28 protein-coding genes and 2 tRNA genes are annotated in these 25,475 nt (G+C 69.1%); 21 read left to right on the top strand and 9 right to left on the bottom strand.

Going from position 1 to position 25,475, the window contains the following annotated elements; all coding sequences use genetic code 11:
- Positions 1-62 precede the first annotated feature (62 nt).
- A tRNA-Val gene (locus tag ASE56_RS14975) sits at positions 63-135 on the top strand.
- A 45-nt stretch (positions 136-180) separates the two neighbouring features.
- Complete coding sequence (locus tag ASE56_RS14970; RefSeq protein ID WP_056231442.1) at positions 181-843, top strand: CatA-like O-acetyltransferase; 663 nt, start codon at positions 181-183, stop codon at positions 841-843.
- On the opposite strand, the gene ASE56_RS14965 is transcribed toward ASE56_RS14970, so the two are convergent.
- Positions 840-1,535 (bottom strand): DUF1345 domain-containing protein, encoded by a 696-nt coding sequence (locus tag ASE56_RS14965; protein WP_056231440.1) that lies wholly within the window; start codon positions 1,533-1,535, stop codon positions 840-842. The genes ASE56_RS14970 and ASE56_RS14965 overlap by 4 nt on opposite strands.
- Positions 1,536-1,787: 252 nt before the next feature.
- Between ASE56_RS14965 and aceE the strand changes: the two genes are divergently transcribed.
- The 6 genes from aceE (at position 1,788) to ASE56_RS14935 (ending at position 9,438) form a co-directional block, all read left to right on the top strand.
- A complete protein-coding gene (aceE, locus tag ASE56_RS14960; RefSeq protein WP_056231438.1) occupies positions 1,788-4,514 on the top strand; it encodes a pyruvate dehydrogenase (acetyl-transferring), homodimeric type in 2,727 nt (908 codons plus the stop codon).
- A 40-nt stretch (positions 4,515-4,554) separates the two neighbouring features.
- Positions 4,555-5,811, top strand: coding sequence for a CdaR family transcriptional regulator (locus tag ASE56_RS14955; RefSeq protein ID WP_056232370.1), 1,257 nt, complete (start codon positions 4,555-4,557; stop codon positions 5,809-5,811).
- 82 nt (positions 5,812-5,893) lie between these two features.
- Positions 5,894-6,814: an ACP S-malonyltransferase gene (locus ASE56_RS14950; protein ID WP_056231434.1), complete on the top strand. Its 921-nt coding sequence runs from the start codon at positions 5,894-5,896 to the stop codon at positions 6,812-6,814.
- Positions 6,811-7,815: a beta-ketoacyl-ACP synthase III gene (locus ASE56_RS14945; protein ID WP_056231429.1), complete on the top strand. Its 1,005-nt coding sequence runs from the start codon at positions 6,811-6,813 to the stop codon at positions 7,813-7,815. The genes ASE56_RS14950 and ASE56_RS14945 overlap by 4 nt, the downstream gene beginning before the upstream one ends.
- Positions 7,816-7,882: 67 nt before the next feature.
- Complete coding sequence (locus ASE56_RS14940) at positions 7,883-8,131, top strand: acyl carrier protein (protein ID WP_022880558.1); 249 nt, start codon at positions 7,883-7,885, stop codon at positions 8,129-8,131.
- 68 nt (positions 8,132-8,199) lie between these two features.
- Positions 8,200-9,438, top strand: coding sequence for a beta-ketoacyl synthase (locus ASE56_RS14935; protein WP_056231419.1), 1,239 nt, complete (start codon positions 8,200-8,202; stop codon positions 9,436-9,438).
- A gap of 155 nt (positions 9,439-9,593) precedes the next feature.
- Here the strand turns inward: ASE56_RS14935 and ASE56_RS14930 are convergent, their stop codons facing one another.
- From ASE56_RS14930 to ASE56_RS14920, 3 genes are all read right to left on the bottom strand, one after another.
- Complete coding sequence (locus ASE56_RS14930) at positions 9,594-10,097, bottom strand: DUF3145 domain-containing protein (RefSeq protein WP_056231415.1); 504 nt, start codon at positions 10,095-10,097, stop codon at positions 9,594-9,596.
- Between the two features lie 159 nt (positions 10,098-10,256).
- Positions 10,257-11,063 carry a hypothetical protein gene (locus ASE56_RS14925; protein WP_056231411.1) on the bottom strand — a complete coding sequence of 269 codons (807 nt, stop codon included), beginning with the start codon at positions 11,061-11,063 and terminating at the stop codon, positions 10,257-10,259.
- A 139-nt stretch (positions 11,064-11,202) separates the two neighbouring features.
- Positions 11,203-11,754 carry a hypothetical protein gene (locus tag ASE56_RS14920; RefSeq protein ID WP_056231408.1) on the bottom strand — a complete coding sequence of 184 codons (552 nt, stop codon included), beginning with the start codon at positions 11,752-11,754 and terminating at the stop codon, positions 11,203-11,205.
- Positions 11,755-11,899: 145 nt separating this feature from the next.
- On the opposite strand from ASE56_RS14920, the gene ASE56_RS14915 reads away from it, so the two are divergent.
- On the top strand, positions 11,900-12,574 hold the full coding sequence (locus ASE56_RS14915; RefSeq protein WP_056231404.1) for a response regulator transcription factor: 675 nt from the start codon (positions 11,900-11,902) through the stop codon (positions 12,572-12,574).
- Complete coding sequence (locus ASE56_RS14910; RefSeq protein ID WP_235557013.1) at positions 12,571-14,010, top strand: HAMP domain-containing sensor histidine kinase; 1,440 nt, start codon at positions 12,571-12,573, stop codon at positions 14,008-14,010. Before ASE56_RS14915 ends, ASE56_RS14910 begins: the two co-directional genes overlap by 4 nt.
- Before the next feature lie 9 nt (positions 14,011-14,019).
- On the opposite strand, the gene ASE56_RS14905 is transcribed toward ASE56_RS14910, so the two are convergent.
- A complete protein-coding gene (locus ASE56_RS14905) occupies positions 14,020-14,361 on the bottom strand; it encodes a hypothetical protein (RefSeq protein ID WP_074694980.1) in 342 nt (113 codons plus the stop codon).
- A 135-nt stretch (positions 14,362-14,496) separates the two neighbouring features.
- Positions 14,497-15,111, bottom strand: coding sequence for a TetR/AcrR family transcriptional regulator (locus tag ASE56_RS14900; protein ID WP_056231396.1), 615 nt, complete (start codon positions 15,109-15,111; stop codon positions 14,497-14,499).
- Between the two features lie 110 nt (positions 15,112-15,221).
- On the opposite strand from ASE56_RS14900, the gene ASE56_RS14895 reads away from it, so the two are divergent.
- From ASE56_RS14895 to ASE56_RS14870, 6 genes are all read left to right on the top strand, one after another.
- Positions 15,222-15,818, top strand: coding sequence for a DUF6230 family protein (locus ASE56_RS14895; protein ID WP_056231393.1), 597 nt, complete (start codon positions 15,222-15,224; stop codon positions 15,816-15,818).
- An 11-nt stretch (positions 15,819-15,829) separates the two neighbouring features.
- Complete coding sequence (locus ASE56_RS14890; protein ID WP_235557012.1) at positions 15,830-16,258, top strand: DUF6114 domain-containing protein; 429 nt, start codon at positions 15,830-15,832, stop codon at positions 16,256-16,258.
- Positions 16,255-16,998, top strand: coding sequence for a hypothetical protein (locus ASE56_RS14885; protein ID WP_056231388.1), 744 nt, complete (start codon positions 16,255-16,257; stop codon positions 16,996-16,998). Before ASE56_RS14890 ends, ASE56_RS14885 begins: the two co-directional genes overlap by 4 nt.
- 170 nt (positions 16,999-17,168) lie before the next feature.
- Complete coding sequence (locus ASE56_RS14880) at positions 17,169-18,572, top strand: hemolysin family protein (protein WP_056231382.1); 1,404 nt, start codon at positions 17,169-17,171, stop codon at positions 18,570-18,572.
- Positions 18,569-19,603 carry a CNNM domain-containing protein gene (locus tag ASE56_RS14875; RefSeq protein ID WP_056231380.1) on the top strand — a complete coding sequence of 345 codons (1,035 nt, stop codon included), beginning with the start codon at positions 18,569-18,571 and terminating at the stop codon, positions 19,601-19,603. The genes ASE56_RS14880 and ASE56_RS14875 overlap by 4 nt, the downstream gene beginning before the upstream one ends.
- Before the next feature lie 184 nt (positions 19,604-19,787).
- On the top strand, positions 19,788-20,606 hold the full coding sequence (locus ASE56_RS14870) for an SDR family oxidoreductase (protein ID WP_056231377.1): 819 nt from the start codon (positions 19,788-19,790) through the stop codon (positions 20,604-20,606).
- Positions 20,607-20,740: 134 nt separating this feature from the next.
- On the opposite strand, the gene ASE56_RS14865 is transcribed toward ASE56_RS14870, so the two are convergent.
- Positions 20,741-21,607, bottom strand: a complete 867-nt coding sequence (locus tag ASE56_RS14865) for a zinc-ribbon domain-containing protein (RefSeq protein ID WP_082450831.1) — start codon at positions 21,605-21,607, stop codon at positions 20,741-20,743.
- Positions 21,608-21,687: 80 nt separating this feature from the next.
- Between ASE56_RS14865 and ASE56_RS14860 the strand changes: the two genes are divergently transcribed.
- Positions 21,688-22,053 carry a hypothetical protein gene (locus ASE56_RS14860; RefSeq protein WP_056231373.1) on the top strand — a complete coding sequence of 122 codons (366 nt, stop codon included), beginning with the start codon at positions 21,688-21,690 and terminating at the stop codon, positions 22,051-22,053.
- A gap of 245 nt (positions 22,054-22,298) precedes the next feature.
- Here the strand turns inward: ASE56_RS14860 and ASE56_RS18085 are convergent, their stop codons facing one another.
- Positions 22,299-22,406, bottom strand: coding sequence for a hypothetical protein (locus ASE56_RS18085; protein ID WP_369111595.1), 108 nt, complete (start codon positions 22,404-22,406; stop codon positions 22,299-22,301).
- On the opposite strand from ASE56_RS18085, the gene ASE56_RS17260 reads away from it, so the two are divergent.
- Positions 22,405-22,770: a glycosyltransferase gene (locus ASE56_RS17260; protein WP_056231369.1), complete on the top strand. Its 366-nt coding sequence runs from the start codon at positions 22,405-22,407 to the stop codon at positions 22,768-22,770. The two genes, ASE56_RS18085 and ASE56_RS17260, sit on opposite strands and share 2 nt — an antisense overlap.
- A gap of 125 nt (positions 22,771-22,895) precedes the next feature.
- Here the strand turns inward: ASE56_RS17260 and ASE56_RS14850 are convergent.
- Positions 22,896-22,969 (bottom strand) — tRNA-Ile (locus ASE56_RS14850).
- A gap of 180 nt (positions 22,970-23,149) precedes the next feature.
- Here ASE56_RS14850 and ASE56_RS14845 point away from each other — a divergent pair.
- Genes ASE56_RS14845 through ASE56_RS18080 form a run of 3 tightly spaced genes read left to right on the top strand, consistent with a single transcriptional unit; the run spans position 23,150 to position 25,355 of the window.
- Entirely contained in the window at positions 23,150-23,395 is a 246-nt protein-coding gene (locus ASE56_RS14845; RefSeq protein WP_156371755.1) for a hypothetical protein, read from the top strand.
- Positions 23,392-24,981, top strand: a complete 1,590-nt coding sequence (locus ASE56_RS14840; protein ID WP_056231359.1) for a hypothetical protein — start codon at positions 23,392-23,394, stop codon at positions 24,979-24,981. Before ASE56_RS14845 ends, ASE56_RS14840 begins: the two co-directional genes overlap by 4 nt.
- 2 nt (positions 24,982-24,983) lie before the next feature.
- Positions 24,984-25,355, top strand: a complete 372-nt coding sequence (locus ASE56_RS18080; RefSeq protein ID WP_369111675.1) for a YbaB/EbfC family nucleoid-associated protein — start codon at positions 24,984-24,986, stop codon at positions 25,353-25,355.
- The last annotated feature ends 120 nt before the right edge of the window (positions 25,356-25,475 follow it).

Raw genomic sequence — 25,475 nt, 5'->3', positions numbered from 1 at the left:
TGCCATATTACAAGGTTCCCGTCTCGGTGGATCGACGGGGCCGATTAGGATCGGACGGACCAGGGCCTTTAGCTCAGCTGGTAGAGCGCCACGTTTACACCGTGGATGTCGTCGGTTCGATCCCGGCAGGGCCCACCCCTTTCAGTCGCACTGTCTTTTCTCTCCTGGGATCATGGGCGGATGGACCAGCTCACTCCGATCGACCTCGAGACGTGGCCCCGACGTCAGCACTTCGAGCACTACCTGCGCTCGTCGCCCTGCACCTACGCGATGACCGTCGAGATCGACGTCACCGACTTCGTGGCGGTTCGGCGCGCATCGGGGTGCCGCACCTCCATCGCGCAGATCTGGGCCATCGCGTCGATCGTGAACCGGCATCCGGAATTCCGAATGCGCGTCGACGAAGCGGGCGCGCCCGCCGTCTGGAACGTCGTCCACCCGGCCTTCACGGTCTTCCACCCGGAGCGGGAGACGTTCGCCTGTCTCTGGGTGCCGTACGACTCGGACTTCGCGGCCTTCCACGCGAGCGCCGAACAGACCATCGCCGCGCACGCGAACAGTCTCGACTTCTTCCCGCAGGGTGAGCCGCCCCGCAACACCTTCGACGTATCGAGCGTGCCGTGGACGAGCTTCACGGGCTTCACCCTCAACATCGAGAACGGCGCGTCGCACCTCGCCCCCATCGTCACCATCGGGAAGTACGTCGAGCGCGGCGAGCGCCTGTTCATGCCCCTTTCCCTGCAGCTCCACCACGCGGTCGCAGACGGATTCCACGCGGCCCGACTGGTCACCGAGCTCGAGGACCTGATGGGCGCCCCGACCTGGCTGACGGCGTCGCGTTAGTTCAGGATGTTCACGCTGCGCGAGATCACCAGCGCGAGAAGGATGAACCCCGACACCGCCTGCACCATCATGAACAGCTTCGCGCGCGTGCTGAGGGGCATGACGTCGGTGGGGCTGAAGGCCATGGCGTTGGATGCCGAGAAGTACAGGTAGTCGACGTACCCGGGCGCCCAGTCCTCGGTGTCGGACGAACGGCGGGCAACCTCGCTCACCGCGTCGCGGTCGGAGTCCTGCGGGAATTGGAAGTCCGCGGGCGGAAGCTCGTCGCGTGCGTCGCGACGGCGAGCGATGGGCCCTCCGCGGTCCATCTCCCAGTAGACGACGGCGTAGCCGATGACGTTGATCGCCCATACCTGCGCAGCCCCCAGCAGTGTGCCGGCCCCGCTTCCCTCCCCGCGCAGCAGCTGCTGGATGAGCAGGAAGAACGCGACCTGGTTCGCCACGAGCAGCACGGCGGTGAAGGCCAGCGCGAACCCCCTCCCGACCGCCGACTCGCGCGACAGTCGGGAGGGGTTGGTCACGACCATGGGGATGGCGCACAGCACGCCGGCGATGACGACGACGTAGCGGAGCACGCCGGACGCCTCATTCGGCAGCACCGCGTACAGCCCCGTACCGACGGCCAGGGCGATCAGGACCGGCCAGCGATGCTCCGGCCGGGTGCGGAAGCCCTCGCGCTCATGGGTGCTCACGGGCTCAGGGTAGACCTGCGTCCTCGAGCGCCTTGTCGCGGCGCGGGGGCTGCAGGCGTTCTCGACGGGCATCCACTCGTCTCGACATCGAACCGTCTGCGCGCAGGGCGAGGATCGCTCGCGCCCGCCGCGCATCCGATCCCGTTCCGACTCGCTAGGCTGGACGCTGGTTGATTGTGCGGAGCGAACAAGGGTTGCCGCACTCGTATGGCGATTCTCTGGCATGACCTGCCAGACGACGAAAGGTCTTCCGTGACTGTTCACGACCAGGATCCGTATTCGCAGGGGCCGCAGGACAGCGACCCGGAAGAGACCGGGGAGTGGCAGGAATCCCTGCGCCAGCTGGTCCAGGCGAAGGGTCCGGCTCGCGCTCGCGAGATCATGCTGAGCCTGCTCAAGGGCTCGAAAGAACTGCACCTGAACGTGCCGATGGTTCCGACCACCGACTACATCAACACGATCTCGCAGAAAAACGAGCCCGAGTTCCCCGGTGACGAGGAGCTCGAGCGCCGCTACCGCAAGTGGATCCGCTGGAACGCCGCGGTCACCGTGCACCGCGCCCAGCGTCCCGGCATCGGCGTCGGCGGCCACATCTCCACCTACGCCTCGTCGGCGGCGCTCTACGAAGTGGGCTTCAACCACTTCTTCCGCGGCCTCGACGACCCGTCGGGTGGCGACCAGATCTTCATCCAGGGCCACGCCTCCCCCGGCGCCTACGCCCGTGCCTACCTCGAGGGCCGTCTCACCGAGGCGCAGCTCGACGGCTTCCGTCAGGAGAAGTCGCAGGCGCCCAACGGCATCCCGTCGTACCCGCACCCGCGCCTCATGCCGGAGTTCTGGCAGTTCCCTACCGTGTCGATGGGCCTCGGCCCGATCAACGCGATCTACCAGGCGATGTCGAACAAGTACCTGTCGAACCGCGGCATCAAAGACGTCAGCGACTCGCACGTCTGGGCCTACCTCGGCGACGGCGAGATGGACGAGGTCGAGAGCCGCGGTCAGCTGCAGGTCGCGGCGAACGAGGGCCTCGACAACCTGACCTTCATCGTCAACTGCAACCTCCAGCGCCTCGACGGCCCGGTGCGCGGTAACGGCAAGATCATCCAGGAGCTCGAGAGCTTCTTCCGTGGTGCCGGCTGGAACGTCATCAAGGTCGTCTGGGGCCGCGAGTGGGACGACCTGCTCGCCCGCGACACCGAGGGCGCGCTGCTCAACCTCATGAACAGCACCCCCGACGGCGACTACCAGACCTACAAGGCCGAGAACGGCGCCTACGTGCGCGAGAACTTCTTCGGTCGCGACCCGCGTGCCCTCGAGCTCGTCAAGGACTACACCGACGAGCAGGTCTGGGGCCTCAAGCGCGGTGGCCACGACTACCGCAAGGTGTTCGCGGCGTTCAAGGCGGCCAAGGAGCACAAGGGTCAGCCCACCGTCATCCTGGCGAAGACGATCAAGGGCTACGGCCTCGGTCCGCACTTCGAGGGTCGCAACGCGACCCACCAGATGAAGAAGCTGACACTCGACGACCTCAAGTCGTTCCGCGACGCGATGGACATCCCCGTCACCGACGCGCAGCTCGACGAGAACCCGTACCAGCCGCCGTACTACAACCCCGGTGAGCAGGACGAGACGATCAAGTACATGCTCGAGCGTCGTCGCGCGCTCGGCGGGTTCCTGCCCGAGCGCCGCACCACGCACGTCGGTTTCGAGCTGCCCGGTGACGCCGCGTACGCGCTGCCCAAGAAGGGATCGGGGACGCAGGAGATCGCCACGACCATGGCGTTCGTGCGTCTGCTGAAGGACCTGCTGCGGGTCAAGGACTTCGGTCACCGCATCGTGCCGATCATCCCCGACGAGGCGCGCACGTTCGGTATGGACGCGTACTTCCCGACGGCGAAGATTTACAACCCCAAGGGTCAGCACTACACCTCCGTCGACCGCGAGCTGCTGCTGGCGTACAAGGAGAGCCCGCAGGGTCAGATCATCCACGTCGGCATCAACGAGGCGGGCGCCCTCGCGGCGTTCACCGCGGCGGGCACGGCGTACTCGACCCACGGCGAGCCGCTGATCCCGGTCTACGTCTTCTACTCGATGTTCGGCTTCCAGCGCACGGGCGACGCCCAGTGGGCGGCCGGCGACCAGATGGCTCGCGGCTTCATCATCGGCGCCACAGCCGGTCGCACCACCCTGACCGGTGAGGGCCTGCAGCACGCCGACGGCCACTCGCAGCTGCTCGCCTCGACGAACCCGGCGACCGTGTCGTACGACCCGGCCTACGGTTACGAGATCTCGCACATCGTTCGCTCGGGCATCGAGCGCATGTACGGCGGCAACCACCCCGACCCCAACGTCATGTACTACATGACGGTCTACAACGAGCCGTACGTGCAGCCGGCCGAGCCCGAGGGGGTCGACGTCGACGGCATCGTCCGCGGTATCCACCACATCTCGGCGGGCGAGGGCGATGGTCCCCGGACGCAGCTGCTCGCTTCGGGCGTCGGTGTGCCGTGGGCCTTCGAGGCCCAGCGTCTGCTGAAGGACGACTGGGGCGTGACGGCCGACGTCTGGTCGGTCACCTCGTGGAGCGAGCTGCGCCGCGACGGTCTCGCCGCTGACGAGCACAACTTCCTGCACCCCGAGGAAGAGCCCCGCGTGGCCTACCTCACCGACAAGCTGAAGGAAGCCGACGGCCCCGTGGTCGCCGTCAGCGACTGGATGCACGCGGTGCAGGACCAGATCCGCCAGTGGGTCCCCCAGAACTACTGGACCCTCGGCGCCGACGGCTTCGGCTTCTCGGACACGCGTGCCGCGGCCCGTCGTTTCTTCAAGATCGATGGTCCGTCGCTCGCCGTCCGTGCCCTGCAGGCGCTGGTCGCCGAGGGCAAGGTCGACGACGCGGTCGTGGGTCAGGCCATCGAGAAGTACCGCCTGCACGACGTCAACGCCGGTACCAGCGGCAACGCGGGTGGCGAGGCCTGAGCGCGTGACGAGCACCACCGACGGGTCCGGTTCCGCCTCCATGGGCGGGGCCGGGCCCGACCGGTCTGCGGGCGCGGTCGCGGCCGCCGCGCAGGAGAAGGCCGACACCCTCACCTGGCTGCGGCGCATCTCGGGCGATCTCGCGACGGCGACCATCCAGCGCCTCGAAGAGACGCTTCCCTGGTACGCCGAGATGCCGCCAGCCCGGCGGTCCGCCGTCGGGCTCGTCGCCCAGGCCGGCATCACCTCGTTCCTGCAGTGGTTCGAGGAGCCGGCATCCACTCCGGCGATCGCCGCCGACATCTTCGCCGCGGCCCCTCGTGAGCTGCTGCGCAGCGTCAGCCTGACGCAGACCCTGCAGCTCGTGCGCGTCACCGTCGAGGTGATGGAAGAGCGCGTCGCCGGACGCAGCGAGAAGGTGCGCGAGGCGATGCTGTCGTACTCGCGCGAAGTCGCCTTCGCCGCGGCCGACGTCTACGCACGCGCCGCCGAGGCCCGGGGCCTCTGGGACGCTCGCCTCGAAGCGCTCGTGGTCGACTCGATCCTCACCGGCGAGGCCGACGACGAACTCCCCAGCCGCATCGCCGCGCTCGGCTGGCACGGCCACGGAGAGGTCGCGGTGCTCGTGGGCACCACTCCCCCGCAACTCGACGTCGACCAGGTGCGTCGCACCGCGCGCAAGCTCGGCGTCGACGTGCTCATCGGCGTGCAGGGCTCGCGCCTGGTGCTGGTGGTCGGTCGTGCCGACCTGCCGGCGCGCGGTGGAGAGGATTCCGCCGAACTGCCCTTCCCCGAGATCGCCAAGCGTCTCGAGCCCGGTTTCGGGTCGGGCCATCTCGTCCTCGGACCGGCGGTCCCCGCGTTGGTCGACGCCGGGCAGAGCGCTCGTGCCGCCCTCGCCGGCTTCGCCGTCGCCCGCGCGTGGCGTCATGCCCCGCGGCCGGTGGAGGCCGATGATCTTCTGCCCGAGCGCGCCCTCGCTGGCGACGCCGTTGCGAAGCAGACGCTGGTGGATCGCGTCTACCAGCCGCTGCAGGCGCACAGCGCCGATCTGGTGGCGACGCTGTGGAGCTACCTCGACAACGGGCGCTCGCTCGAGGCGACGGCGCGCGAGTTGTACGTGCACCCCAACACGGTCCGCTATCGCCTGAAGCGCGTGTCGGAGGTCATCGGATGGGATGCCACGGGCCCCCGGGAGGCGCTCATCCTGCAGACCGCGCTGATCCTGGGATCGATCGGAACGGATGCCACGCGCCGTCGCGGACCCGTGGGTCGACGGTCGCCCCTGGCGCGCTGATGCACGGCGCGCACAAAGACACGCCGTATATCTGTGTCGATATCTCCATAAGCGTGGGCTCGATCGTTGGCAGGATGGAACGGTGATCATCGCCGTCTTCCCCGGGCAGGGCTCTCAGACCCCCGGTTTCCTCTCGCCGTGGCTCGAACTCGACGGAGCGCGCGAGCGTCTCGGGGCCTTCTCGGAGCAGGCGGGCGTCGACCTCGTCGCCGCCGGCACCGAATGGGATGCCGATCAGATCCGCGACACCGCCGTCGCCCAGCCGCTGATCGTCGCTGCGAGCCTGCTGTCGTGGACTGCGCTGAACGATCGCGCCACGACCTCCGTCGCCGGTGTCGCGGGGCACTCGGTGGGCGAGATCGCCGCGTTGGCGGCATCCGGAGTGCTCTCCGACCAGGACGCGCTGCGCCTGGTCGGACTGCGCGGCCGTGCGATGGCCGAGGCCGCCGCCACCGTCGAGACCGGCATGAGCGCCGTCGTCGGGGGCGACGAGACCGCTGTGCTCGAACGCCTCGAGGCGCTCGCACTCACCCCCGCCAACTACAACGGCGGCGGACAGATCGTGGCCGCCGGCGAACTCCCCGCCCTCGCCGAGCTCGCCGCCGAGGCCCCGCGCGGCACTCGCGTCATCCCGCTGCAGGTCGCGGGCGCCTTCCACACCCTTTTCATGGAGCCTGCCGTCGAGACGCTGCGCGCCGCGGCCGCCGACGTGCAGGTGAGCGACCCCGCCACGACGCTGTGGACCAACTCCGACGGCTCCGTCGTGACCGAGGGCCGCCGCGCTCTCGACCTCGTGGTGGCCCAGGTCTCGTCGCCCGTGCGCTGGGACCGCTGCATGGCCTCGTTCGCCGAGCAGGGCGTGACCGGCATCATCGAACTCTCGCCCGCCGGTGCCCTCACGGGCCTTGCGAAGCGAGCACTGCGCGGCACCCCCACCGTGGCAGTCAAGTCCCCCGACGACCTCGACGCGGCCGTCTCACTCCTGAAAGAAGACCAGGCATGAGCACCCCCACCCTCCGTCAGCTGCAGGGAGCCGCTCACACGCGCATCTACGCCTACGGTGCCGCGCGCGGTGAGAACTTCGTGCCCAACGACGACCTCGTGGGGCCCATCGACTCCAGCGACGAGTGGATCCGCCAGCGCACCGGCATCGTCACGCGCGTCCGCGCGAACAAGGACACGGATGCCATCGATCTGGCCACCGAGGCCGCGCGCGAAGCCGTCGAGAAGTCGGGCATCGCCCCCGACCAGATCGACGCCGTGATCGTCGCGACGATCAGCAACCCCAAGCAGACCCCCTCGGCCTCGGCCATCGTCGCCGACCGCATCGGGGCGAACCCCGCGGCCGCCTACGACCTGAACGCCGCGTGCGCCGGCTTCGCCTACGGCGTCGGTCAGGCCGACGCCCTCGTGCGGGCGGGCCTGGCGAAGCATGTCGTCGTCGTCGGCGCCGAGAAGCTCAGCGACGTCGTCGACCCCACCGACCGCAGCATCTCGTTCCTGCTCGGCGACGGCGCGGGCGCCGTCGTGGTCGGACCGAGCGAGACCCCCGGCATCGGCCCCACCGTGTGGGGCTCGGACGGTTCGAAAGCGGACGCCGTGGGCATGAACGCCACGCTCACCGACTTCCGCGACGGCGTCGCCCCGTGGCCGACCCTGCGCCAGGAGGGCCCCACCGTCTTCCGCTGGGCCGTCTGGGAGATGGTCAAGGTCGCCCGTCAGGCGATCGAGGCCGCGGGCATCGAGCCCGCCGACCTCGCCGCCTTCGTGCCGCACCAGGCGAACATGCGCATCATCGACGAGTTCGCCAAGCAGCTCGGCCTGCCCGAGACCGTCGTCATCGGTCGCGACATCGAGACGACCGGCAACACCTCAGCGGCATCCATCCCCCTCGCCACCCACCGCCTGCTCGAGGAACACCCCGAGCTGAGCGGCGGCCTCGCGCTGCAGATCGGCTTCGGCGCCGGACTGGTGTTCGGCGCGCAGGTCGTCGTGCTGCCCTGACGCGGCGACACCGAACCCTAGACTGATCGGGGCCTGACAGGCCCGCCCCCAAGAAACAGGAGACATCATGGCATTCACCAACGACGAGGTTCTCGCCGGCCTTGCCGAGCTCATCACCGACGAGACGGGTATCTCGGCCGACGAGGTCGCGCTCGAGAAGTCGTTCACCGACGACCTCGACATCGACTCCATCTCGATGATGACGATCGTCGTCAACGCCGAGGAGAAGTTCGGCGTCACCATCCCCGACGACGAGGTCAAGAACCTCAAGACCGTCGGCGACGCCGTGACCTTCATCACGTCGAACCAGTCCTGACACCTCCCGGTGGGGGCTTCGGCCCCCACCGGTCACGACCTGTCGGCCGCACCAAGGATTCTTCGCTCATGAGCACACCCCGCATCGTCGTCACCGGCATCGGCGCCACCTCGCCCATCGGCGGTACGGCCCCCGAAAGCTGGTCCGCCCTGCTCGCCGGTACCTCCGGCGCCCGTTCCCTCGAGCACGAGTGGGTCGAGCAGTACAACCTGCCCGTCACCTTCGCGGCCGAGGCGCTCGTGCGCCCCGAGACCGTGCTCGAGCGACCCGTCGCCAAGCGGCTCGACCCCTCGTCGCAGCTCGCCATGGTCGCGGCCAAAGAAGCGTGGGAAGACGCGGGTTCGCCCGACATCGACCCCGACCGCCTCGGCGTCGACTTCGCCACCGGCATCGGCGGCGTGTGGACGCTGCTCGACGCCTGGGACACCCTGCGCGAGAAGGGCCCGCGTCGCGTCATGCCGATGACGGTGCCCATGCTCATGCCGAACGCGGCCGCCGGTAACCTCTCGCTGCACTTCAACGCCCGCGCCTTCGCGCGCACCGTGGCATCGGCGTGCGCCTCGAGCACCGAGTCGATCGTCAACGCGGTGCAGCACATCCGCGACGGCCTCGCCGACGTCGTCATCGCGGGTGGAACCGAATCGGCCATTCACCCGATCACGATCGCCTCGTTCGCGTCGATGCAGGCGCTGTCGAAGCGCAACGACTCGCCCGAGACCGCTTCGCGTCCGGCCAGCATCGACCGCGACGGCTTCGTCATGGGCGAGGGCGCCGGCGTGCTGATCCTCGAGACCGAGGAGCACGCCAAGGCCCGCGGCGCCAAGATCTACGCGTCGATCGTGGGCGGTGGCGTCACCGCCGACTCGTACCACATCACCGCGAACGACCCCGAGGGTCATGGCGCCGCTCGCGCCGTGCACATGGCACTCGAGATGGCGGGCGCGTCGGTCGACGACGTCACGCACATCAACGCGCACGCCACCTCGACGCCGGTCGGCGACCCGAACGAGTACAAGGCGCTGCGCGCCGTCTTCGGCGATCGGGTCGACGAGATCCCCGTCTCGGCCACAAAGGCCTCCACCGGCCACCTTCTGGGCGGCACCGGAGCCCTCGAGGCGATCTTCACGGTTCTCGCCCTGCAGAACCGCGTCGCGCCCCCCACGATCAACCTGACCGAGCAGGACCCCGAGGTTCCGTTCGCGCTCTCGGGATCGCCCGTCGAGCTCGGCGCGGGAGACCAGCTCGCGATCAGCAACTCCTTCGGCTTCGGCGGGCACAACGCCGTCGTCGCCATCGCCTCGGTCTGAGCGCGTTCCCCGTCACGACGAGAGCCCCCTGGCATCCCCCCGACTGCGATCGGGGATGCCAGGGGGCTCTCGTTTCGTCAAGCGAGGGATACGCGTTCCCGGTGCCGGGTGTGTTCACCGACCTCCGGTAGTGGCGCCTCCCCCACTCGACGGGCTCATCCGACCTTGTGCAGCCACACGATCTGCTGGTCGTCTCCGGCGTGGCGGAAGGGCTCGAGCTCCTCGTCCCAGGCCGAGCCCAGGGCGACGTCGAGTTCGCGCTGCAGCTCGAAGGGGTCGCCGGCCGCGACCTCCATCGCGTAGCGCACGCGATCCTCGGCGATGACGACGTTGCCGGCCGAATCGGTTTGAGCGAAGTGGATGCCGAGACCCGGCGTGTGCATCCAGCGTCCGCCGTCGCTGCGCGGCGTGGGATCCTCGCTCACCTCGAAGCGCAGGTGTTCCCACCCCCGGATCGCGCTCGCGAGTGCTGCGCCGGAACCGACGGGGCCCTCCCAGTAGAACTCCGCGCGACGGCTGCCCGTCAACACGGGCTGTTCGGCCCAGTCGAAGTTGACGGCGCGGCCGAGAGCGCGTCCGACCGCCCACTCGAGGTGGGGGCACAGCGCGCGGGGCGCGGAGTGGATCAGGATCACTCCGCGCGAAGACGTGATCGCCATGGTTTCTCCTTCGTCAGGTACGTCTTCCCCTACGACCTGTGATGGAGTGCCGGCGATTGTTCGGTTGTCCGGCCATTATCGCCCGTGCATAACGAAATCACAACACTGTGATTCCTCCGCGCGTCCCGCGGGGCGGCCGCGCGATCGGCCCAGCGGGTGTCAGCCGAACCACAGCGCCCAGTAGAGCGCGAAGTTGCGGTTGCCGTACGCCGAGCAGGCGTCGCCCGTCCCCCATCGCGCGGCGAGGGCCGCCGGGTTCGGCTGATACGGCGTGTAGTTGTACAGCGCCGCGGTGGCCGCGTTCGCGATCGTCACGTCTGAACCCCCACACGAGGGATCCGGTGAATAGGCGAGATAGTGCGTTCCCGGCTGCCGCATGAAGTCCGAGGCGCTGTACGACTTCAGATCGGTGGCGGCCTGGGCGACCTGGGCGCCGAATCCGGCGGCACCGGCGTCGCACGGGGCGGTGTCGGGGCATCTCGCCCCCATTGCTGCACCGAGCTGCTCGGGTGACGGGGCGCGCGCCGTTCGGCCCGACACGAGGCTCTGCTCCTTCTGGAGGGTGACGAGCAGCACCTTGGCCGAGATCCCGCACGCGCGTTGCAGGCGGTCGATGATCTGGGCGGCGGTGAGCTGTCCCCCGTCGTAGCCCTCGCAGATCGTGCGGCCCGTGGCATCCGAGACGATCGGTCCCCGCGCGGGCAGGTCGGACCGCAGAACCGAGAGACAGGAGTCGTTGCGGCACTCCCCCACCTCGTCGTCGAGGAAGGACTGGATCTGATCGGCCGTCATGGCATCGCCGTCGTAGAACGGCTCGTCGTCGATGAGGTGGCCGGGATTGAACGAGGTGAGGTCGATGGCCTCGCGCCGGGCCTCCGTGTTCCACGCGGCGGTGAGGGAGACGAGGGGGATGACCGCCAGAGCGATCAGGCCCACGAGGACCATGGCGACCGCGGCGAACGTCATGCGTCGTCGCCGGATCAGCCGTTGCCGGGGCGTCCGCCGTCGGCGCGTCCGAGTTCTCGCCACCGAACGATCGTGCCCCACCGCGCTGACCGCGCGCTGCACGCGCAGGGCGTGGCGCGCGGTCAGCGCGGGGCGCTGTTCAACTGCCCGGCGTTGCGGGAGGAGTCGGAGCGGTCCCCTCCGCGGGCGGGGTCGGAGCGGTGCCATCGGCCGGAGGCGCGGGAGGCGTGGGCTTCTGCCCGTCGGCGGGAGGGGTGGGCGCCGTGCCGTCGGCGGGCGGTGCGGGCTTGGCGGCGTCGCCCTTCGGGGCGCCGGGCCCACCGGGGCCGGCAGGTCCGCACGCGCCGGGTCCCTTGCCGTCGGCGGGTGCCGCCGGAGCGGTTGCGTCCGCGGGAGGCGTCGGAGCCGTGCCGTCGGCCGGGGTCGTGGGCGAGGCCCCCGGGGTCGGGGCGGTACTGGGGGTGCTACCCGGTCCGGTGGATCCGCCGTCGGCGCTGGGCGCCGAGGTCGACGAGGCGGCGAGGGGCCCCGCGCCGTTGCTCTGCGCCGCGAGGGCGGCGGTTCCGCCGGTGAGGCCGGCGGCCACGATCACGGCGCCGGCGATCAGCGCCGGTCCGCGCCACGAGCGGCGGCGGGGTTCGGGGGTCTCGTCCTGTCGCGGCAGCGGCAGCGTGGGGTTGTCGTCGTTCATGATTCTCTTCCCGTCCGGTGTCGGTCACCGGCTCTGAGACCAGACTTCGAGCCGGGACTGAAGCGAACCTGAAGCCCGCGCACCCGCCTGCTTCGCATAGGTAAGCCATAACCGGCGTTCAGCCCGCGTCCGTATCGTCGCCCGGATGTCCTTCGCTGCCCGCGTGCTCGTCCTCGACGACGACGAGACGATCCGCATCGCCGTCACCACGGCCCTGCGCGCCGACGGTTTCCTCACCGAGGCGGCGCCCGACGGGACCGATCTCAGCGACCGTCTCGCCTCGTTCCGCCCCGACCTCGTGATCATCGACTGGATGATGCCCGGGCCGAGTGGCATCCGTCTGCTTCCGCTCGTGAGAGCCGCCGGTGACACGGCGGTAATCATGCTGACCGCTCGGGACGAGGTCGACGATCGCCTGCGCGGGTTCGCGGAAGGGGCCGACGACTACGTCGTCAAGCCGTTCACGATGGCCGAGCTCGTCGCGCGCAGCGGCGCGGTCCTCCGCCGTCGCGGGCGGTTGCCGCAGACCGTGTCGGTGGGCGATCTCGTCGTCGATCCCGACGCGGCGACGGCGCATCGCGGCGGGGTGTCGCTCGAGCTGACGGCCACCGAGTTCCGGCTGCTGCAGCTTCTCGCCGAGAGCCGCGGACGCACGCTCTCGAAAGCGCAGATCCTCACGCAAGTGTGGGGCTACGAGGACTACGACCCCAATCTCGTCGAGGTGCACCTGAGCGCCCTCCGGCGCAAGATGGAGCAGCGCGGCCCCCGGCTGATCCACACCGTCCGCGGGCTCGGCTATCGCTTGAGCGAGGAACGATGAGCATGTCTCCCCCGCTCAGATCGGGGTCGCTGCGTCGCCGCACGATCGTCGCGGTGGTCGCCCTGGTCGCGCTCCTGCTCGTCGTGCTCGCGATCGTCGTCGACGTGGCGTTGGGTGCGCGCCTGCGCGGTCAGATCGAAGACCGTCTTCGCGATCGCGCCGCCGCGGCGGCATCCCTCGTGGGCACCGTCGACGACTCCGACCTCGCCGTACGACTGTCCGACCAGGGACTCGCCGTGCGCATCGACGGCGCGAGCGGGGACTCCGTCGTCGCCGGACCCAGCCCCGAGCAGTTGCGCGACGGCCCTCCGGGCGGCCCCGGCGGTCCAGGCGGAGGGCCGGGTGCCCGGTCCACTCCGCAGCCCACCGGCTCGAGCGACGTCAGCGTCGTCGCCTCGGAGGTGACGGGAGACAGCGACCTGGTCACGCTCCGCTCGACCCTCAGCGACGGCTCGACGTTGACGCTGACGGCATCGGCGGCGGGGATCGACGACACGCTCGTGCAGGTGCGGTGGATCATGGCCCTGTCGTCCATCGGGGTTCTCGTTCTCGCCGCGGGGGCGGTCACCCTGGTGGTGCGCCGGAGCCTGCGCCCCCTCGACCAGGTGTCGCGGGTGGCGCGCGCCATCGGTTCCGGAGAGCGCGAGCGGCGGTTGCACCCCACGCGACCCGACACCGAGATCGGGCGCGTCGCGACCGCCCTCGACGACATGCTCGACGACGTCGTGGGGGCCGAGCAGGCGGCCGTCGACGCGGAGCAGCGCCTGCGTGCCTTCCTTTCCGACGCCGCGCACGAACTGCGCACGCCGGTCGCCGGCATCCGTGCCGCCGCCGACACCCTCGTCCGCGCCGACCTCGCCGGACCCGAACGCGAGGTGCTCGCCGCGCACGTCGCCCGCGAGGCCGCGCGTGCGTCGCGTCTCGTCGACGACCTGCTCACCATGGCGCGCGTCGACCGCGGCCTCGAGCTCTCGCGGGCCGACCTCGATCTGCGTTCCCTCGTCACCGCAGAGGCGGAGCGCGTTCCGCTCGTGCACCCCTCGTTGCACATCCGGACGGAGATCTCGGATGCCGCGGTGCCCGTCCACGCGGACCCCGACCGCGTCGCGCAGGTGCTCTCGAATCTCATCGAGAACGCCGCTCGTGCCACGGGTCGCACCGGACGGGTCACGATCGCCGTCGAACGGCGGGGGTCCACCGCGGTCGTGGCCGTCACCGATGACGGGCCGGGCGTGCCACCGGCGGACCACGAGCGCATCTTCGAGCGTCTCGTCCGCCTCGACGATGCGCGCGCGGCCCCCGGAGGCGTGGGCCTGGGGCTACCGATCGCGCGCGGCATCGCGCGGGCGCACGGCGGCGACGTGCGGTGCGTCGACAGCGATCGCGGTGCGCGCTTCGAGGTCACCCTGCCGCTCGAGAAGCGAGCAGCAGGGTGACTCCGGCTCTCAGGCCGAGCGACCGCCCACCGGCTGCCGCGGCGGCGCCGTGGTCGCCGGGGCGATTCCCGCGGCGGTGAGTGTGAGCCCGTCGGCGCCACTGGCGTCGTGCATCATCTGGTCGACCAGGGCGCGGTCGATCGCCGGCTCCCGGCCACCGTAGAACTGCAGGACCAGCGCGTTCGAGGCATGGATCCAGAGGCTGGCCTGGCGCACGCCTTCGTTGACGGGCAGTTGCAGCATGAAGCCCTCGTTGCGCCGGAGCTTGTTCATCACGACGATGCGAAGGTGGGCGAGGATGCGGTCGTCGATGTCGAACGACGCGCGGTCACGATAGATGAGACGTCCCATCACAGGTCCTTTTCTGGCTCGACGAATCGAACCGTGTTTCGTAGGGACCGCGCTGGGGCGCAGCAATGGGGGCGTCTCCATTGTGCCACCCGGCCCCGCCTCGGGGGCGGTTTCCGGGAGGACGTGCACGGGCGCTCAGGTGCAGGGAGTCTGCTCGGCATCCGCTCCGACCGAGTCGACGACGCCGAAGGCCGAGCGCGAGAGGAACGAGACGATGTCGACCGCGGGCATCTCGGTGCCGAGGGCGAGTTCGACGAGAACCTCTTCGGCGAAGTTCACCCAGGAACGCAGCGCGACGCGCAACAGGGGCGAGTCCTCGGCGCCGAGCTCGAGGAACCCGTCGGTGACCCATCCGGCGGTCACGTCGCGCGCGCGATCCACCTCGTGCCGCACCTCGGTGTCGCCCGACGCGACGCCGCGCACGAGCGAGAAGAACGTGCCGCGGTGCTCGCGGACGAAGCTCACGATGCGCGCCAGCGTGTCGTCGAGCCGCTCCCGGGCAGCGAGATCCTCACGCGGGACGGATGCCGCGAGCAGTGCCGCCGCGGCGGTGCTCACCACCTCGCGATGGAGTCCTTGACGTGATCCGAAGTAGTGGAAGAGCAGGCCCCGCGAGACCCCGACGCGCTCGGACAGCACCTCCATCGTGAGGTCGTCGAGCGGCTTCTCGACGAGGAACGCCACGCCCGAGGCGACGAGCTGGGCGCGCCGCTGATCGGGAGTGAGGCGCGTTCGCCGGTCGCTCGACATGAGGAAACTCTAACGAAGCGATGCGCCGGCGATCTATTGACACTCTGTCAATGAGGCGTAGCCTGAGGTCGCTCGGCGCCGTCGCCGGGCCCGCTTCCGCAGGAGGATCGATGAAGTTCCGTGACCTGACCCGCTCCCGTACCGGCCGTGTGGCCCTCACCACCGTCCCCGTCGCCGCCGTGGCGAGCCTTCTTCTCACCGGTGTCGCCCAGGGCGCCGTGCCCGTGTCGTTCTCCGTCTCGGGCAGCCAATTCCAGATCAGTGCTTCGCAGCTCGAGGGCACCGGCTTCTCGCAGTACGCCGGCGTCACCAACGACACCGCCGGCGGGGAGCACAACGTCGCCATCGCGAACATCGCGTCGGCGACGCTCGCCGACCTCTGCCAATCGGTCGTCAGCGAGACCCCGCTCGGCAAGGTCGGCGTCCTCATCACCGCGGGCGGCGGGGGCTCCCCCGCGTCGGCCTCCGACCTGCAGATCGGCATGACGGGCCTGCAGGGCGATTCCTCGTTCGGCAACATCCGCATCGGCGTGGACGCCTCGACCGTCAACACGTCCGCGAAGGGCACCGCGGGCGACTTCGCTCAGGATGCCGACACCATCTCGATCGCGAACCTCAAGCAGACCGCGTGGAGCACGCAGGCGTCGGTCTTCACTCTCACCGGCATGAAGCTCGAGCTGACCGACGGCTCGAAGACGTGCTTCTGATCGGCGCCGCCATGACCTCCCCCGACCTCACCGCGCGGGCGCGCTTTCGCGCATGGCGCCGCCATCGCCCCCTCGTGGGCGGACTGCTCGTCGCTCTCGGCGGCATCGAGATGTTCTTCTCGGGCCAACTCGACATCGGTCAGCTGCACATCCAGCTCGGAATCGAAGGCCTCCAGGCGACGGTGATCCCCCTCGTCCTGGTGCTCCTCGGCATCCTGCTCATCTCGATGCCCGCGCACCGGATCTTCTACGGGGTCATCGCCCTCGCCGTGGCCGTCTATTCGCTCGTCGGGGTGAACCTCGGAGGTTTCCTGCTCGGGATGCTGTTGAGCACGGTGGGTGGCATCATCGCGGTGTCGTGGGCGCCGCCCCGGTCGCAGGACGACCCGGCGCCGACGGCCGAGGAGGCGGAGAGCGCGATCACGGGAGCCGGGCGATGAAGCGCGCGCGAGCAGCGGCCGCTCTGACGGCAGCGATGCTCCTGCTGGGCGGTGCGACAGGCGCCGGAGCCGCGTGGGCGGACGACGGCACGCGGCCGGCGCGCCTATGCATCCCGATCCTGCTCCCGTGCAGCGACCCGTCTCCGTCGCCCACGCCCAGCCCCACACCCACGGCGGGATCCGTTCTGCCGACGCTGCCGGGCGTCCCGGTGGTCCCGGCGCCGGATCCGACGCCCGCCACCCCGACGTCGCCGGCGCCCACCCCGCCTCCGCAGGACTCCACCACCCCGCCTGCGCAGGCCGCCGTGGTCGATGAGAACTCACCGGTCTTCACGCAACCGTCGGCCCAGTTGGGCGCCCAGTCCCTGTCGTTCCGGGGGATCCCTCTCGTCAGCGTGGCCACCGTGCCGCTCGCCGACGGCACGCGCATCACCGTGCTGAAGATGACGGCCGATGAGATCACCATCGACGGGTTCGCCCTCACCGTGCGGCGGGCGACGGGTCCCGCCCTCGTCACGACAGCCGACCGCATGACGCTGTCTGGGCACGTCTCGGTCTACCTGAACTCGCTGTCGGCGACCACCGCCGACGGCAAGACCCTCACCCTCGGGGCCGACACCCCCCCACCGGCCGACGGGATCGCACCGGGGCTCGCGCGCGTGACCCTCGGCCTGGTCGGCACCACGGCCGACTCGATCGTGTACACGAACACCGATCAGAAGATCACGCAACCGGGGTGAGCGCACGGTCGGGGTGAATCCCCAGCCTGGGCGGAATCGTGCGGGATACAGTCGAGGGGATCAGTGATCACCGACCCACGAGAGAGAAAACCCGTGAGCCATCACCGCACCTCCACCGACCAGGAGGGCCGATCTTCGAGCCCCCTCTTCTCGAGAGGGGGTGAGATCTGATGCTGGCTGCGGCCCTGACACTGCTGTTGGGGATCATCGTGACTCTGGCGATCATCGCGGCCTGCGGATTCTTCGTCGCGCAGGAGTTCGCCTACATGTCGGTTGATCGCTCGCGCATGGCGGCGAAGGCCGAGAAGGGCGACGCGCAGGCCAAGCGGGTGCTGGCGATCACCAAGCGGACGTCGTTCATGCTGTCGGGCGCCCAACTGGGAATCACCGTGACGGGCCTCCTGATCGGATACGTCGCCGAACCGCTGATCGGTGAGTCGCTGGGGACCCTCCTCGGCGGCGTCGGCATCGACCCGACCGTCTCGGTGCTGATCGGCACCATCGGCGCGTTGCTGCTGGCGACCATCGTCACGATGATCTTCGGCGAGCTGTACCCGAAGAATCTCGCGATCGCGAGTCCCGAGCCCCTCGCCCGTGCTCTCGCTGTTCCGACACGGATCTACCTGCTGCTGTTCGGGTGGCTCATCACCGTGTTCGACGTGGCGGCGAACGCGTTGTTGCGACTGCTGCGGATCGAGCCCCTCGAGGACGTCGACGAAAGCGCCACCGCGCGAGACCTCGAGGCGATCATCGAGGAGTCGCGCGTGAGCGGAGACCTCCCCGACGATCTGTCGATGATCATCGACCGCATCCTGGACTTCCCGCAGCGCGATGTGGAACACGCGATGATCCCCCGGTCGCAGATCGACTCGGTCACCCCGGACACGACGGTCGGCGAGGTCCGCGCGCTCATGGCCACCGGCCATACCCGCTACCCCGTGATCGGTGACGAGGACTCCCCCGTCGGTGTCGTCGAACTGATCGACGTGCTGCGCGAGCGGCCCGCGGACGATGCGCCCGTCGCATCCGTCATGCGCGCCGCCGTCGTCATCCCGACCTCGATGCTCCTGCCTGTCGCCCTCGACCGCATGCGTCGCTCGCGCAACGAGCTCGCGTGCGTGGTCGACGAGTACGGCAACTTCGACGGCATCCTGACGATCGAAGACCTGACCGAGGAGGTCATCGGCGAGCTGTCCGACGAGCACGACGTGGAGGTTGCCGAGGTCTCTGCGGACGGAGACGACGCCTGGACGGTGCCCGGCGATCTGCACCTCGACGAGCTCGAGCGCCTGATCGGGTACGACCTCGCCGAGAGCGACGTCGAAACCGTCGCGGGTCTCGTCATCGAGACCCACGGTGACCTGCCCGCCATCGGCAGTGTCGTGCGCGTCGACCTTCCCGAGCGTGCGTCCGAGACCGTGCAGGGCCTCGACATCGAGCGCTGGCTCGCCATCGAGGTCGTCGAGGTCGATCGACACGTGCCGTCCCAGCTGGCCGTGCACCTGAACGAGGTGGACCGGGATGCCGAGCCTGCCGACGGAGTCTCGACGATCGACGAGGAGGTGGCCCGATGAACGGCTGGACCGTCGCCCTGATCACCACGGCGCTCATCATCGCGAGCGCGTTCTTCGTCATCGTGGAGTTCGCTCTGCTCGCCGCGCGCCGCCACCGGCTCGAGGAACAGGCCGCCACGAGTGCCTCGGCGCGTGCGGCCCTGCGCGGTGTGAACGAGCTCACCGTCATGCTCGCGTTCGCCCAGCTCGGCATCACCGCGTGCACCTTCCTGCTCGGCGCCATCACCAAGCCCGCGATCGACTACGCGCTGGCTCCCGTGTTCGAGGCGTGGGGTCTGCCCTACGTGCTCGCCGACATCATCGCGTTCATGCTCGCCCTGATCGTGGTGACGTTCCTGCACCTCGTGATCGGCGAGATGGCCCCGAAGTCCTGGGCGATCGCTCACCCCGAGACAGCGGCGAAGGCCACCGGCATCCTGGCTCGCGCCCTCACCTGGCCGCTGCGACCGTTCCTGCTGTGGATCAACCACATCGCGAACCGCCTCGTGAAGGCGTCGGGTGTCGAGCCCGTCGAAAAGGCCGCGGCCGGCGGGCAAGACGCCGACACGATCCGCGAGCTCGTCGCGCATTCGCGCCAGGCGGGCACGCTCGAGAAGCAGTACTCGGAGCCGATCGCTCAGGCGATCGCCCTGGGCACGCTCACGGTGGGAGACATCGTGCGAACGGATCGTTCCCCGACGTCTGTGCCGAGGGATGCCACGGTCGCCGAGATCCAGGCTGTCGCCGCCTCGTCGACGCACCTGCGCATCCTCGTGGGCTCGGGCGCGGACTCTCGCGTTGCCCACGTGCGTGACACGTTGACCGTCGACCCCGACACCCCGGCGCTCGAGATCGCGCGCGAACCGCTCGTGCTCGAGCCGAGTGCCTCGGCCTACGACGCGCTCGCTCGCATGCGTCGCGGACGCGTGCAGTTGGCCACCGTGGTGGCGGGCGAGCAGTTGCTCGGTGTCGTGACTCTCGACGACCTGCTGCGCGAGATTCTGCCGGGCCCGGGCGAGCTGGCCGCGGCACAGGGTGGGTCTGCCGCCTGACCTGATCTCGCGATGAACGCCTGCCGCGTTCGGGAGCGCTCCTCGCGAGCGTGCCTCGATGCGGCAGGCGTTCGTCACGGGTGAGCAGTCGCGCGGCGGGTTCGAGTGTCAAGCCATCGAACGGGCCAAGGAGCGCGGCGTACCGTCGCTCGCGTTCACCCCCACATCTCTTCGGAGGACACCCATGAGCAAGACCTGGTTCATCACCGGCGCGTCGAAGGGCTTCGGCCGCGAGTGGGCCGAGGCGGCCCTCGAACGCGGCGACAACGTCGCCGGCACAGCCCGCAACATCGACGACGTCTCGGAGCTCGTCGAGAACTACCCCGACACATTTCTTCCCCTCAGCCTCGACGTGACCGATCGCTCGGCCGACTTCAACGCCGTCGCGAAGGCGCACGAGAAGTTCGGACGACTCGATGTGGTCGTCAACAACGCCGGCTACGGGCATTTCGGCATGGTCGAAGAACTCACTGAGGACGAGGTCCGCGCTCAGCTCGAGACCAACTTCTTCGGGGCGCTCTGGGTGACGCAGGCAGCTCTTCCGATCCTGCGCGCGCAGGGCTCGGGCCACATCATCCAGGTGTCGAGCATCGGCGGGATCAGCGCCTTCCCCACGGTCGGTGCCTACCACGCGTCGAAGTGGGCCCTGGAGGGCCTGTCGCAGTCGCTCGCGCAGGAGGTCGCCGGGTTCGGCATCCACGTCACTCTCATCGAGCCCGGCGGGTACTCGACCGATTGGTCGGGCCCTTCGGCGCAGCGCAGCGACGAGATCGAGGCCTACGCCGACGTGCGCGAGCAGGCGGCGAAGCGCCCCTCCGCCGCCGACCCCGGCAAGCCTGAAGCCACTCGCGCGGCGATCTTGAAGGTGGTGGATGCCGCGACCCCGCCGTTGCGCATCTTCTTCGGCAAGGCGCCCCTCGGCATCGCCGAGCGCGACTACGAGTCGCGCTTGCAAACGTGGCGCGAGTGGCAGCCCGTGTCGGAGGAGGCGCACGGCTCGTAGCCGCGCGGCGTCGATCTCGGAGGTTGTTCCGGGGCGCGGACCGTGCACGGGGTCGCTTTTCGATGGACCCGGTGCATGGATCGCGCCCCGTTTGTCGTCGGCTTCCGAGAAGGAGCCGGCGCCAGGCGCGCGGCTCATCGCAGGTACGAGTCCACGAGCAGAGATCCCCGGATGCCGCGGAATGCCTCGACCAGCCGGTCCAGTGCGGCCGGATTCCAGGCCGCGAGCTGGAGGTCGTGCGGGCCGAGAGGTTCGAGCTTCCCGGTTCGCAACCGCACCACTTCCCATCCGGCTGTGCGCAGAGCCCTGTCCTTCCGGCGGTCGGCCGCCTCACGCTTTCCCACGTGTTCGAGGCCGTGACGGCCGATCGAGTCGTATTCGAGGGCGATGCGCAGCTCGGGAAACACGATGTCGGGCCACACCTCGAGATGGTGGAAGAACGGTTTGGCAATCCGAATGGCGTTGGATCCGTCGCTCAGCAGGAGGCGTTGCCGCAGGTCGGCGCGAACGCGATCCTCCACGGCCGAGGCGGGCTGCGGCGCGCACGGTGAGAGGAAGGCCGTGCCGACGGGAACGTCTGGGGTCTTCTGGCAGATCGGGGCGCGTGTGGCACCTCGGCGGGGCCGAAGTACCGCGTTCCCGGCGACGGGCGGCGCCGAGACCGATTCGCGCATGGGCAGAGCGATCGCGCGTGTCGGGTTGGCCTGCTCGCTGCACTCCGGGCACCAGGCGCTGCGCCGGCGCTCCCTCCCGGGGCACTGTCGCTGCTCTTCGGGCGTGGCCGCGAAACGGTGACCTGAATCGCATTGCCAGAGCAGGAAGACGTCAGCGGCCGGCGGCACCTGACTGAGTGCGATCCCCGCGTTCAGATCGGGGTGGTACTGACGGATGAGCGCCGGAAAGGCGGCCCACGAGTCTCGGTACGCGCCGACGGCGTAGGGCACCTCCCGCCCCTTCGACCACTGTCGCCGGGCCCACCATGCCTGCACTCTCTCCGCCACGCCAGCGACCGTAGACGGCACCTCCGACATCGGCATCCGGTGGGCTTTCGGGGAAGCGTCGTGCCACTAGGGTCGGGGGCATGACGATGCCCGCCGTGCCGCCGCACCAGCCGCCGTTCGCTCCGCCGTCGCCGCCGCGGGCGGACCCGACCACCAACGGCACAGCGATCGCCTCGGTGATCGTGGGACCGATCGCACTCTTCAACTCGGCCTTCGTACCGCTGCCGTTCATCGGCTTCGTCGCCGTGTTCGCCGCGTTCCCTCTCGCCGTGGCGACGATCATTCTCGGGCACTTCGGACTGCGCGCCGCCCAGCGTTACGGAGTCGGTCGCGTGATGGCGATCATCGGACTCGTCCTCGGCTACCTCGCAATCGGAGTCATCCTCGCGACGGCGACCCTGTTCTTCTCGCAGTTCCTGTTCATCCGGACGCCGATCGCCGGCTGAGCTGGCCCGCCGCATGCAGAGGACCCCCGACCAGTCGAAGCCGGTCGGGGGTCTCGCGGAGAGCGGGTGGGAGGTGAACCCACGGTCGTCAAGTTTCGAGCCCGCTGCCCGACCGGCGAGGCCGCCTCATCCGTGGGTGAAGACGCTCCACGCGCGGAGGGCCAGCCGCGACACCGCCTCGACGGGACCCGGCTTCGACGGTGGGGCCGCGGCATCCCTCCGATGCACATTGCCAGCGTGGCTCGCTAGAGCCTGAGCGCGAGGGCGTTCGCGGTCAAGCCCGCGGCGGTGCCACACAGGACGACGGTGTCTCCGAGGCTGATCCGCCCCTCGTCGAGACTGGTCACCAGCATGAACGGCACCGACGACGGGCCGGTGTCCCAGCAGGAGGTGCTCGATGCGATGCGGGCGAGCCACCTGCTGGTGTCGAGCTCGTACGACTTCGACAACCAGCCCATGGTGATGCTCGAGGCAGCGGCATCCGGTCTTCCCGTGCTCTTCTGCGACCCGGATCTCGGCGAGGTCGAACCGCCGGGCGGTGGCTTTCTCGCCGATACGCCGGATGCCGCGGGGATCAGCGCTCTCGTGGCCAAAATCCGGCGGGAACCCCACCTGATCACGGCGGCAAGCGCGGCCATGATCCGGGGACGCGCTCAGATCGAGCAACGGGTCGACCCGATCATCGCGGTCTACGAATCCGCGATGAGCACCGGCTGATCCGGCCGCGAAGCTACGGGAGCGTTGAACGGCCCTCCCGCTCGTTCCGCCGGTCCTGCTCGGGCGGTGGGGGCTGCGCGAGCCCGACGTGCGCGAGCACGGCGGGGCCGAGTGCCTGTCTGTCGTAGGGCGGGTGGGACTTGAACCCACGATCGTCGGGTTATGAGCCCGCTGCCTTCACCAGCTTGGCCACCGCCCCCAGCGACATCGAGCCTACCGGCATCCGGTTATCCACAATCCGTAGGGGGCCGTGCGTGGCCGCGAAGGCTTTCGCTATGGTGTTGGAAAAGCTGACACGAGCGGGGGCCACGTGGCGGGAAGAACGCACATCATCATGGACACCGACGTCCTGGCGGAACAGGCGTCGACACTGGGACGCGTGAGCGATTCCCTGGATGCCGCGGCTGCCGCCGCCGGCGCACCACTTCCCGGATCGGCGTTCGGCGTCCTGGCGTCGGGAATCGTCGTGGGAGCCGCGAACGGACTCGCGAGCAACACCGCGCAACTGCTGTCGAGCGCGCGTGAACTCGTCGCCACGATGCAGAAGGGCGTCCAGGTCGCGCGCGAGTCCTTCGACGACGTCGAAGAGCAGGCCGTCGCGGTCATGCAGGAGTTCGAGTCGTGAGCGGCGCTGCCGCCGTCGCTGCCCAGTTGCGCAGCGAGTCGTGGGCTGCGGGCGCATCTCGATCTTCGGGCGGGGGTTGCGATGGCATCCCCGGGTTCGTCGGCTGGTTGATCACCTACGTGCAGCCGCTGCCCCAGTGGATGGACGAGTTGCAGGGCGACCCGGGCGCCGTCGCGATGCGGTCGTCGGAATGGCGCACGGTCGAGTCGTCGGTGTCGGAGTTGACGCTCGACCTCGCGTCCGCCGCGCGGGCTCTCGACGACCTCGATGGCCGAACGGTGCGCGCCCTGCGCCAGCGGTACGAAGACGTCTCGCGGGTGTTGACGGACGTGCAGGACTGGGCGGGTGCCGCCTCGTCTGCGCTGGCCCTCGCGTCGACTCTCGTCACCGCCTGCCGCGACGCGATCTGCGGCCTGCTGAACGCCCTGGCGCGTTTGGCGGACTCGCTGACCAGCTTCACCCTGAACCCATTCGACAAGCTCGACGCCATCCGCGAGTTCGCGGACGCGGCGTGGGACATCATCGTCTTGGCGCGGGACCTGATCGAACAGCTCCTCACGGCGCTCGGGCAGCTCGCCGGGCTCCTCGCGGAACTCGCGCCCATTGTTGAGCGCGGAGTCGAGGTCCTGGTGGACCTCATGGCCCGAATGCTCCCCGGGATCGCTAATGCGCTCGGTGGCGGACCATTCGGTTACATGCTGGCGGGAGGCGTTGCTGACCTCCTGCGAGCCGATCCACGAGTCAGCGAACTTGACCCGAGTAAGGCAGCGAATTCGTCCGCTTACGACGAGCTCATGGAGAGCGGGGAAATCGCTTCGCCAGCCGACCTCATCAAGCGTAATCGCATCATCGATGCCATAAGCGGTGATTCTCAGACAGCGATTAGTGTCAGCACCGTCCGTCGACCGGACGGCTCAACTTATACGCTCGTTAATCTTCCCTCCACCCAGGACTGGGGGGCCCTCAAAGGCTTCATGGGGAAGGACTTCGCGGACACCTACCGCGATGCACCGCCTCTCAATGATCTTGACAGCAACATTGCGCTGATGCTGATGGACAACCCCGTGTTGCGAACTCAGTACGAGCGAGCGGTGAAGCAAGCATTGGAAGATGCTGGAGTCGCGCCTGGGTCAGATGTCGTGTGGTCCGGTTTCAGCCAAGGTGGGATCATGGCTGGCAACCTCGCTGCGGACAGTAGCTTGCCCTATAACACGGTCGGCGTTGTAACCAATGGTGCTCCCGTCGATGGGTTTGACATCCCGGACCACATTCCCGTCTTGCAGGTGGAGCACGCCTCGGACCCTGTGCCGATGTTGGACGGACGAACGCCTGAAGTAAGACAGCCTCGAATGTACGGCGGTCCGCGCGGCCCGCTTGCGACTGGCCCAGGCGAGGTGCCGCCGAACAAGGATTGGATCCAGCTGCCCAATCCGGGCGGTTCACTGGACCCGACCAAAACCCACAGTGCAGTCACGTACGAAAGTGACTTTTCGGGCTATGTCCGTGATGGCGGTCAGTTCAAGAATGACTGGAGTTTCCTCGACGGGAGCGTTGAGGACGTTTACGTGGCGAGAACGGGAGAGTGACGATGAATCAGGATTTAGAAGGGCGGGTCGAGGCCGCGCTCGCGAGGATAGACGCACAGGTGGAGGGCTCCCGTTCTGCAAGAGCATCTCTCGAAGCACGTATCGACGACATCAGGCGGGTGCGCGTGTCCGTTAGGAGCGCAAGGGGCGAATGTGAGGTCACCGCGTCGGCTGACGGGGCTGTGCTCGAAATTGCATTCGCTCGAGAAATAGAGTTAAGCGCGGGTTTCGAGTCGCTCCTAGTTCGCACCATTGCACAAGCGCAAGAAAAAGCCCGTGAGGAGGCCGCGCTCATAGCCGCGCCGGTGCTTGGGGAATCGTCACCATTCGTCGTGCAATTGCACACCACTCACGAAAACAGAGGCGCACGATGACGCCGAGATTGGACGTCCGCGTCGGGGACCTTACCGATCAAGCCATGCGATTAAAAGCGCAGGCGACAGAATTGGATGGCACTGTGGCTGATCTCGAGAGAGCTATCGCGTCGCTTCGAG

Origin of the sequence: Microbacterium sp. Leaf203 (genome assembly GCF_001421275.1) — a bacterium.
GTDB classification, from domain to species: Bacteria; Actinomycetota; Actinomycetes; order Actinomycetales; family Microbacteriaceae; genus Microbacterium; species Microbacterium testaceum_A.
Note: the sequence above shows the minus strand (reverse complement) of the source record. Positions and strands in the feature narration are given on the sequence as shown.

Bases quoted from the DNA above. Each gene is read 5' to 3' on its own strand.
- ASE56_RS14970 (WP_056231442.1), top strand. From the start codon at position 181: ATGGACCAGCTCACTCCGATCGACCTCGAGACGTGGCCCCGACGTCAG.
- ASE56_RS14955 (WP_056232370.1), top strand. From the start codon at position 4,555: ATGGGCGGGGCCGGGCCCGACCGGTCTGCGGGCGCGGTCGCGGCCGCC.
- ASE56_RS14945 (WP_056231429.1), top strand. From the start codon at position 6,811: ATGAGCACCCCCACCCTCCGTCAGCTGCAGGGAGCCGCTCACACGCGC.
- ASE56_RS14940 (WP_022880558.1), top strand. From the start codon at position 7,883: ATGGCATTCACCAACGACGAGGTTCTCGCCGGCCTTGCCGAGCTCATC.
- ASE56_RS14935 (WP_056231419.1), top strand. From the start codon at position 8,200: ATGAGCACACCCCGCATCGTCGTCACCGGCATCGGCGCCACCTCGCCC.
- ASE56_RS14930 (WP_056231415.1), bottom strand. From the start codon at position 10,097: ATGGCGATCACGTCTTCGCGCGGAGTGATCCTGATCCACTCCGCGCCC.
- ASE56_RS14925 (WP_056231411.1), bottom strand. From the start codon at position 11,063: ATGACGTTCGCCGCGGTCGCCATGGTCCTCGTGGGCCTGATCGCTCTG.
- ASE56_RS14920 (WP_056231408.1), bottom strand. From the start codon at position 11,754: ATGAACGACGACAACCCCACGCTGCCGCTGCCGCGACAGGACGAGACC.
- ASE56_RS14915 (WP_056231404.1), top strand. From the start codon at position 11,900: ATGTCCTTCGCTGCCCGCGTGCTCGTCCTCGACGACGACGAGACGATC.
- ASE56_RS14910 (WP_235557013.1), top strand. From the start codon at position 12,571: ATGAGCATGTCTCCCCCGCTCAGATCGGGGTCGCTGCGTCGCCGCACG.
- ASE56_RS14905 (WP_074694980.1), bottom strand. From the start codon at position 14,361: ATGGGACGTCTCATCTATCGTGACCGCGCGTCGTTCGACATCGACGAC.
- ASE56_RS14900 (WP_056231396.1), bottom strand. From the start codon at position 15,111: ATGTCGAGCGACCGGCGAACGCGCCTCACTCCCGATCAGCGGCGCGCC.
- ASE56_RS14895 (WP_056231393.1), top strand. From the start codon at position 15,222: ATGAAGTTCCGTGACCTGACCCGCTCCCGTACCGGCCGTGTGGCCCTC.
- ASE56_RS14890 (WP_235557012.1), top strand. From the start codon at position 15,830: ATGACCTCCCCCGACCTCACCGCGCGGGCGCGCTTTCGCGCATGGCGC.
- ASE56_RS14885 (WP_056231388.1), top strand. From the start codon at position 16,255: ATGAAGCGCGCGCGAGCAGCGGCCGCTCTGACGGCAGCGATGCTCCTG.
- ASE56_RS14880 (WP_056231382.1), top strand. From the start codon at position 17,169: ATGCTGGCTGCGGCCCTGACACTGCTGTTGGGGATCATCGTGACTCTG.
- ASE56_RS14875 (WP_056231380.1), top strand. From the start codon at position 18,569: ATGAACGGCTGGACCGTCGCCCTGATCACCACGGCGCTCATCATCGCG.
- ASE56_RS14870 (WP_056231377.1), top strand. From the start codon at position 19,788: ATGAGCAAGACCTGGTTCATCACCGGCGCGTCGAAGGGCTTCGGCCGC.
- ASE56_RS14860 (WP_056231373.1), top strand. From the start codon at position 21,688: ATGACGATGCCCGCCGTGCCGCCGCACCAGCCGCCGTTCGCTCCGCCG.
- ASE56_RS17260 (WP_056231369.1), top strand. From the start codon at position 22,405: ATGAACGGCACCGACGACGGGCCGGTGTCCCAGCAGGAGGTGCTCGAT.
- ASE56_RS18085 (WP_369111595.1), bottom strand. From the start codon at position 22,406: ATGCTGGTGACCAGTCTCGACGAGGGGCGGATCAGCCTCGGAGACACC.
- ASE56_RS18080 (WP_369111675.1), top strand. From the start codon at position 24,984: ATGAATCAGGATTTAGAAGGGCGGGTCGAGGCCGCGCTCGCGAGGATA.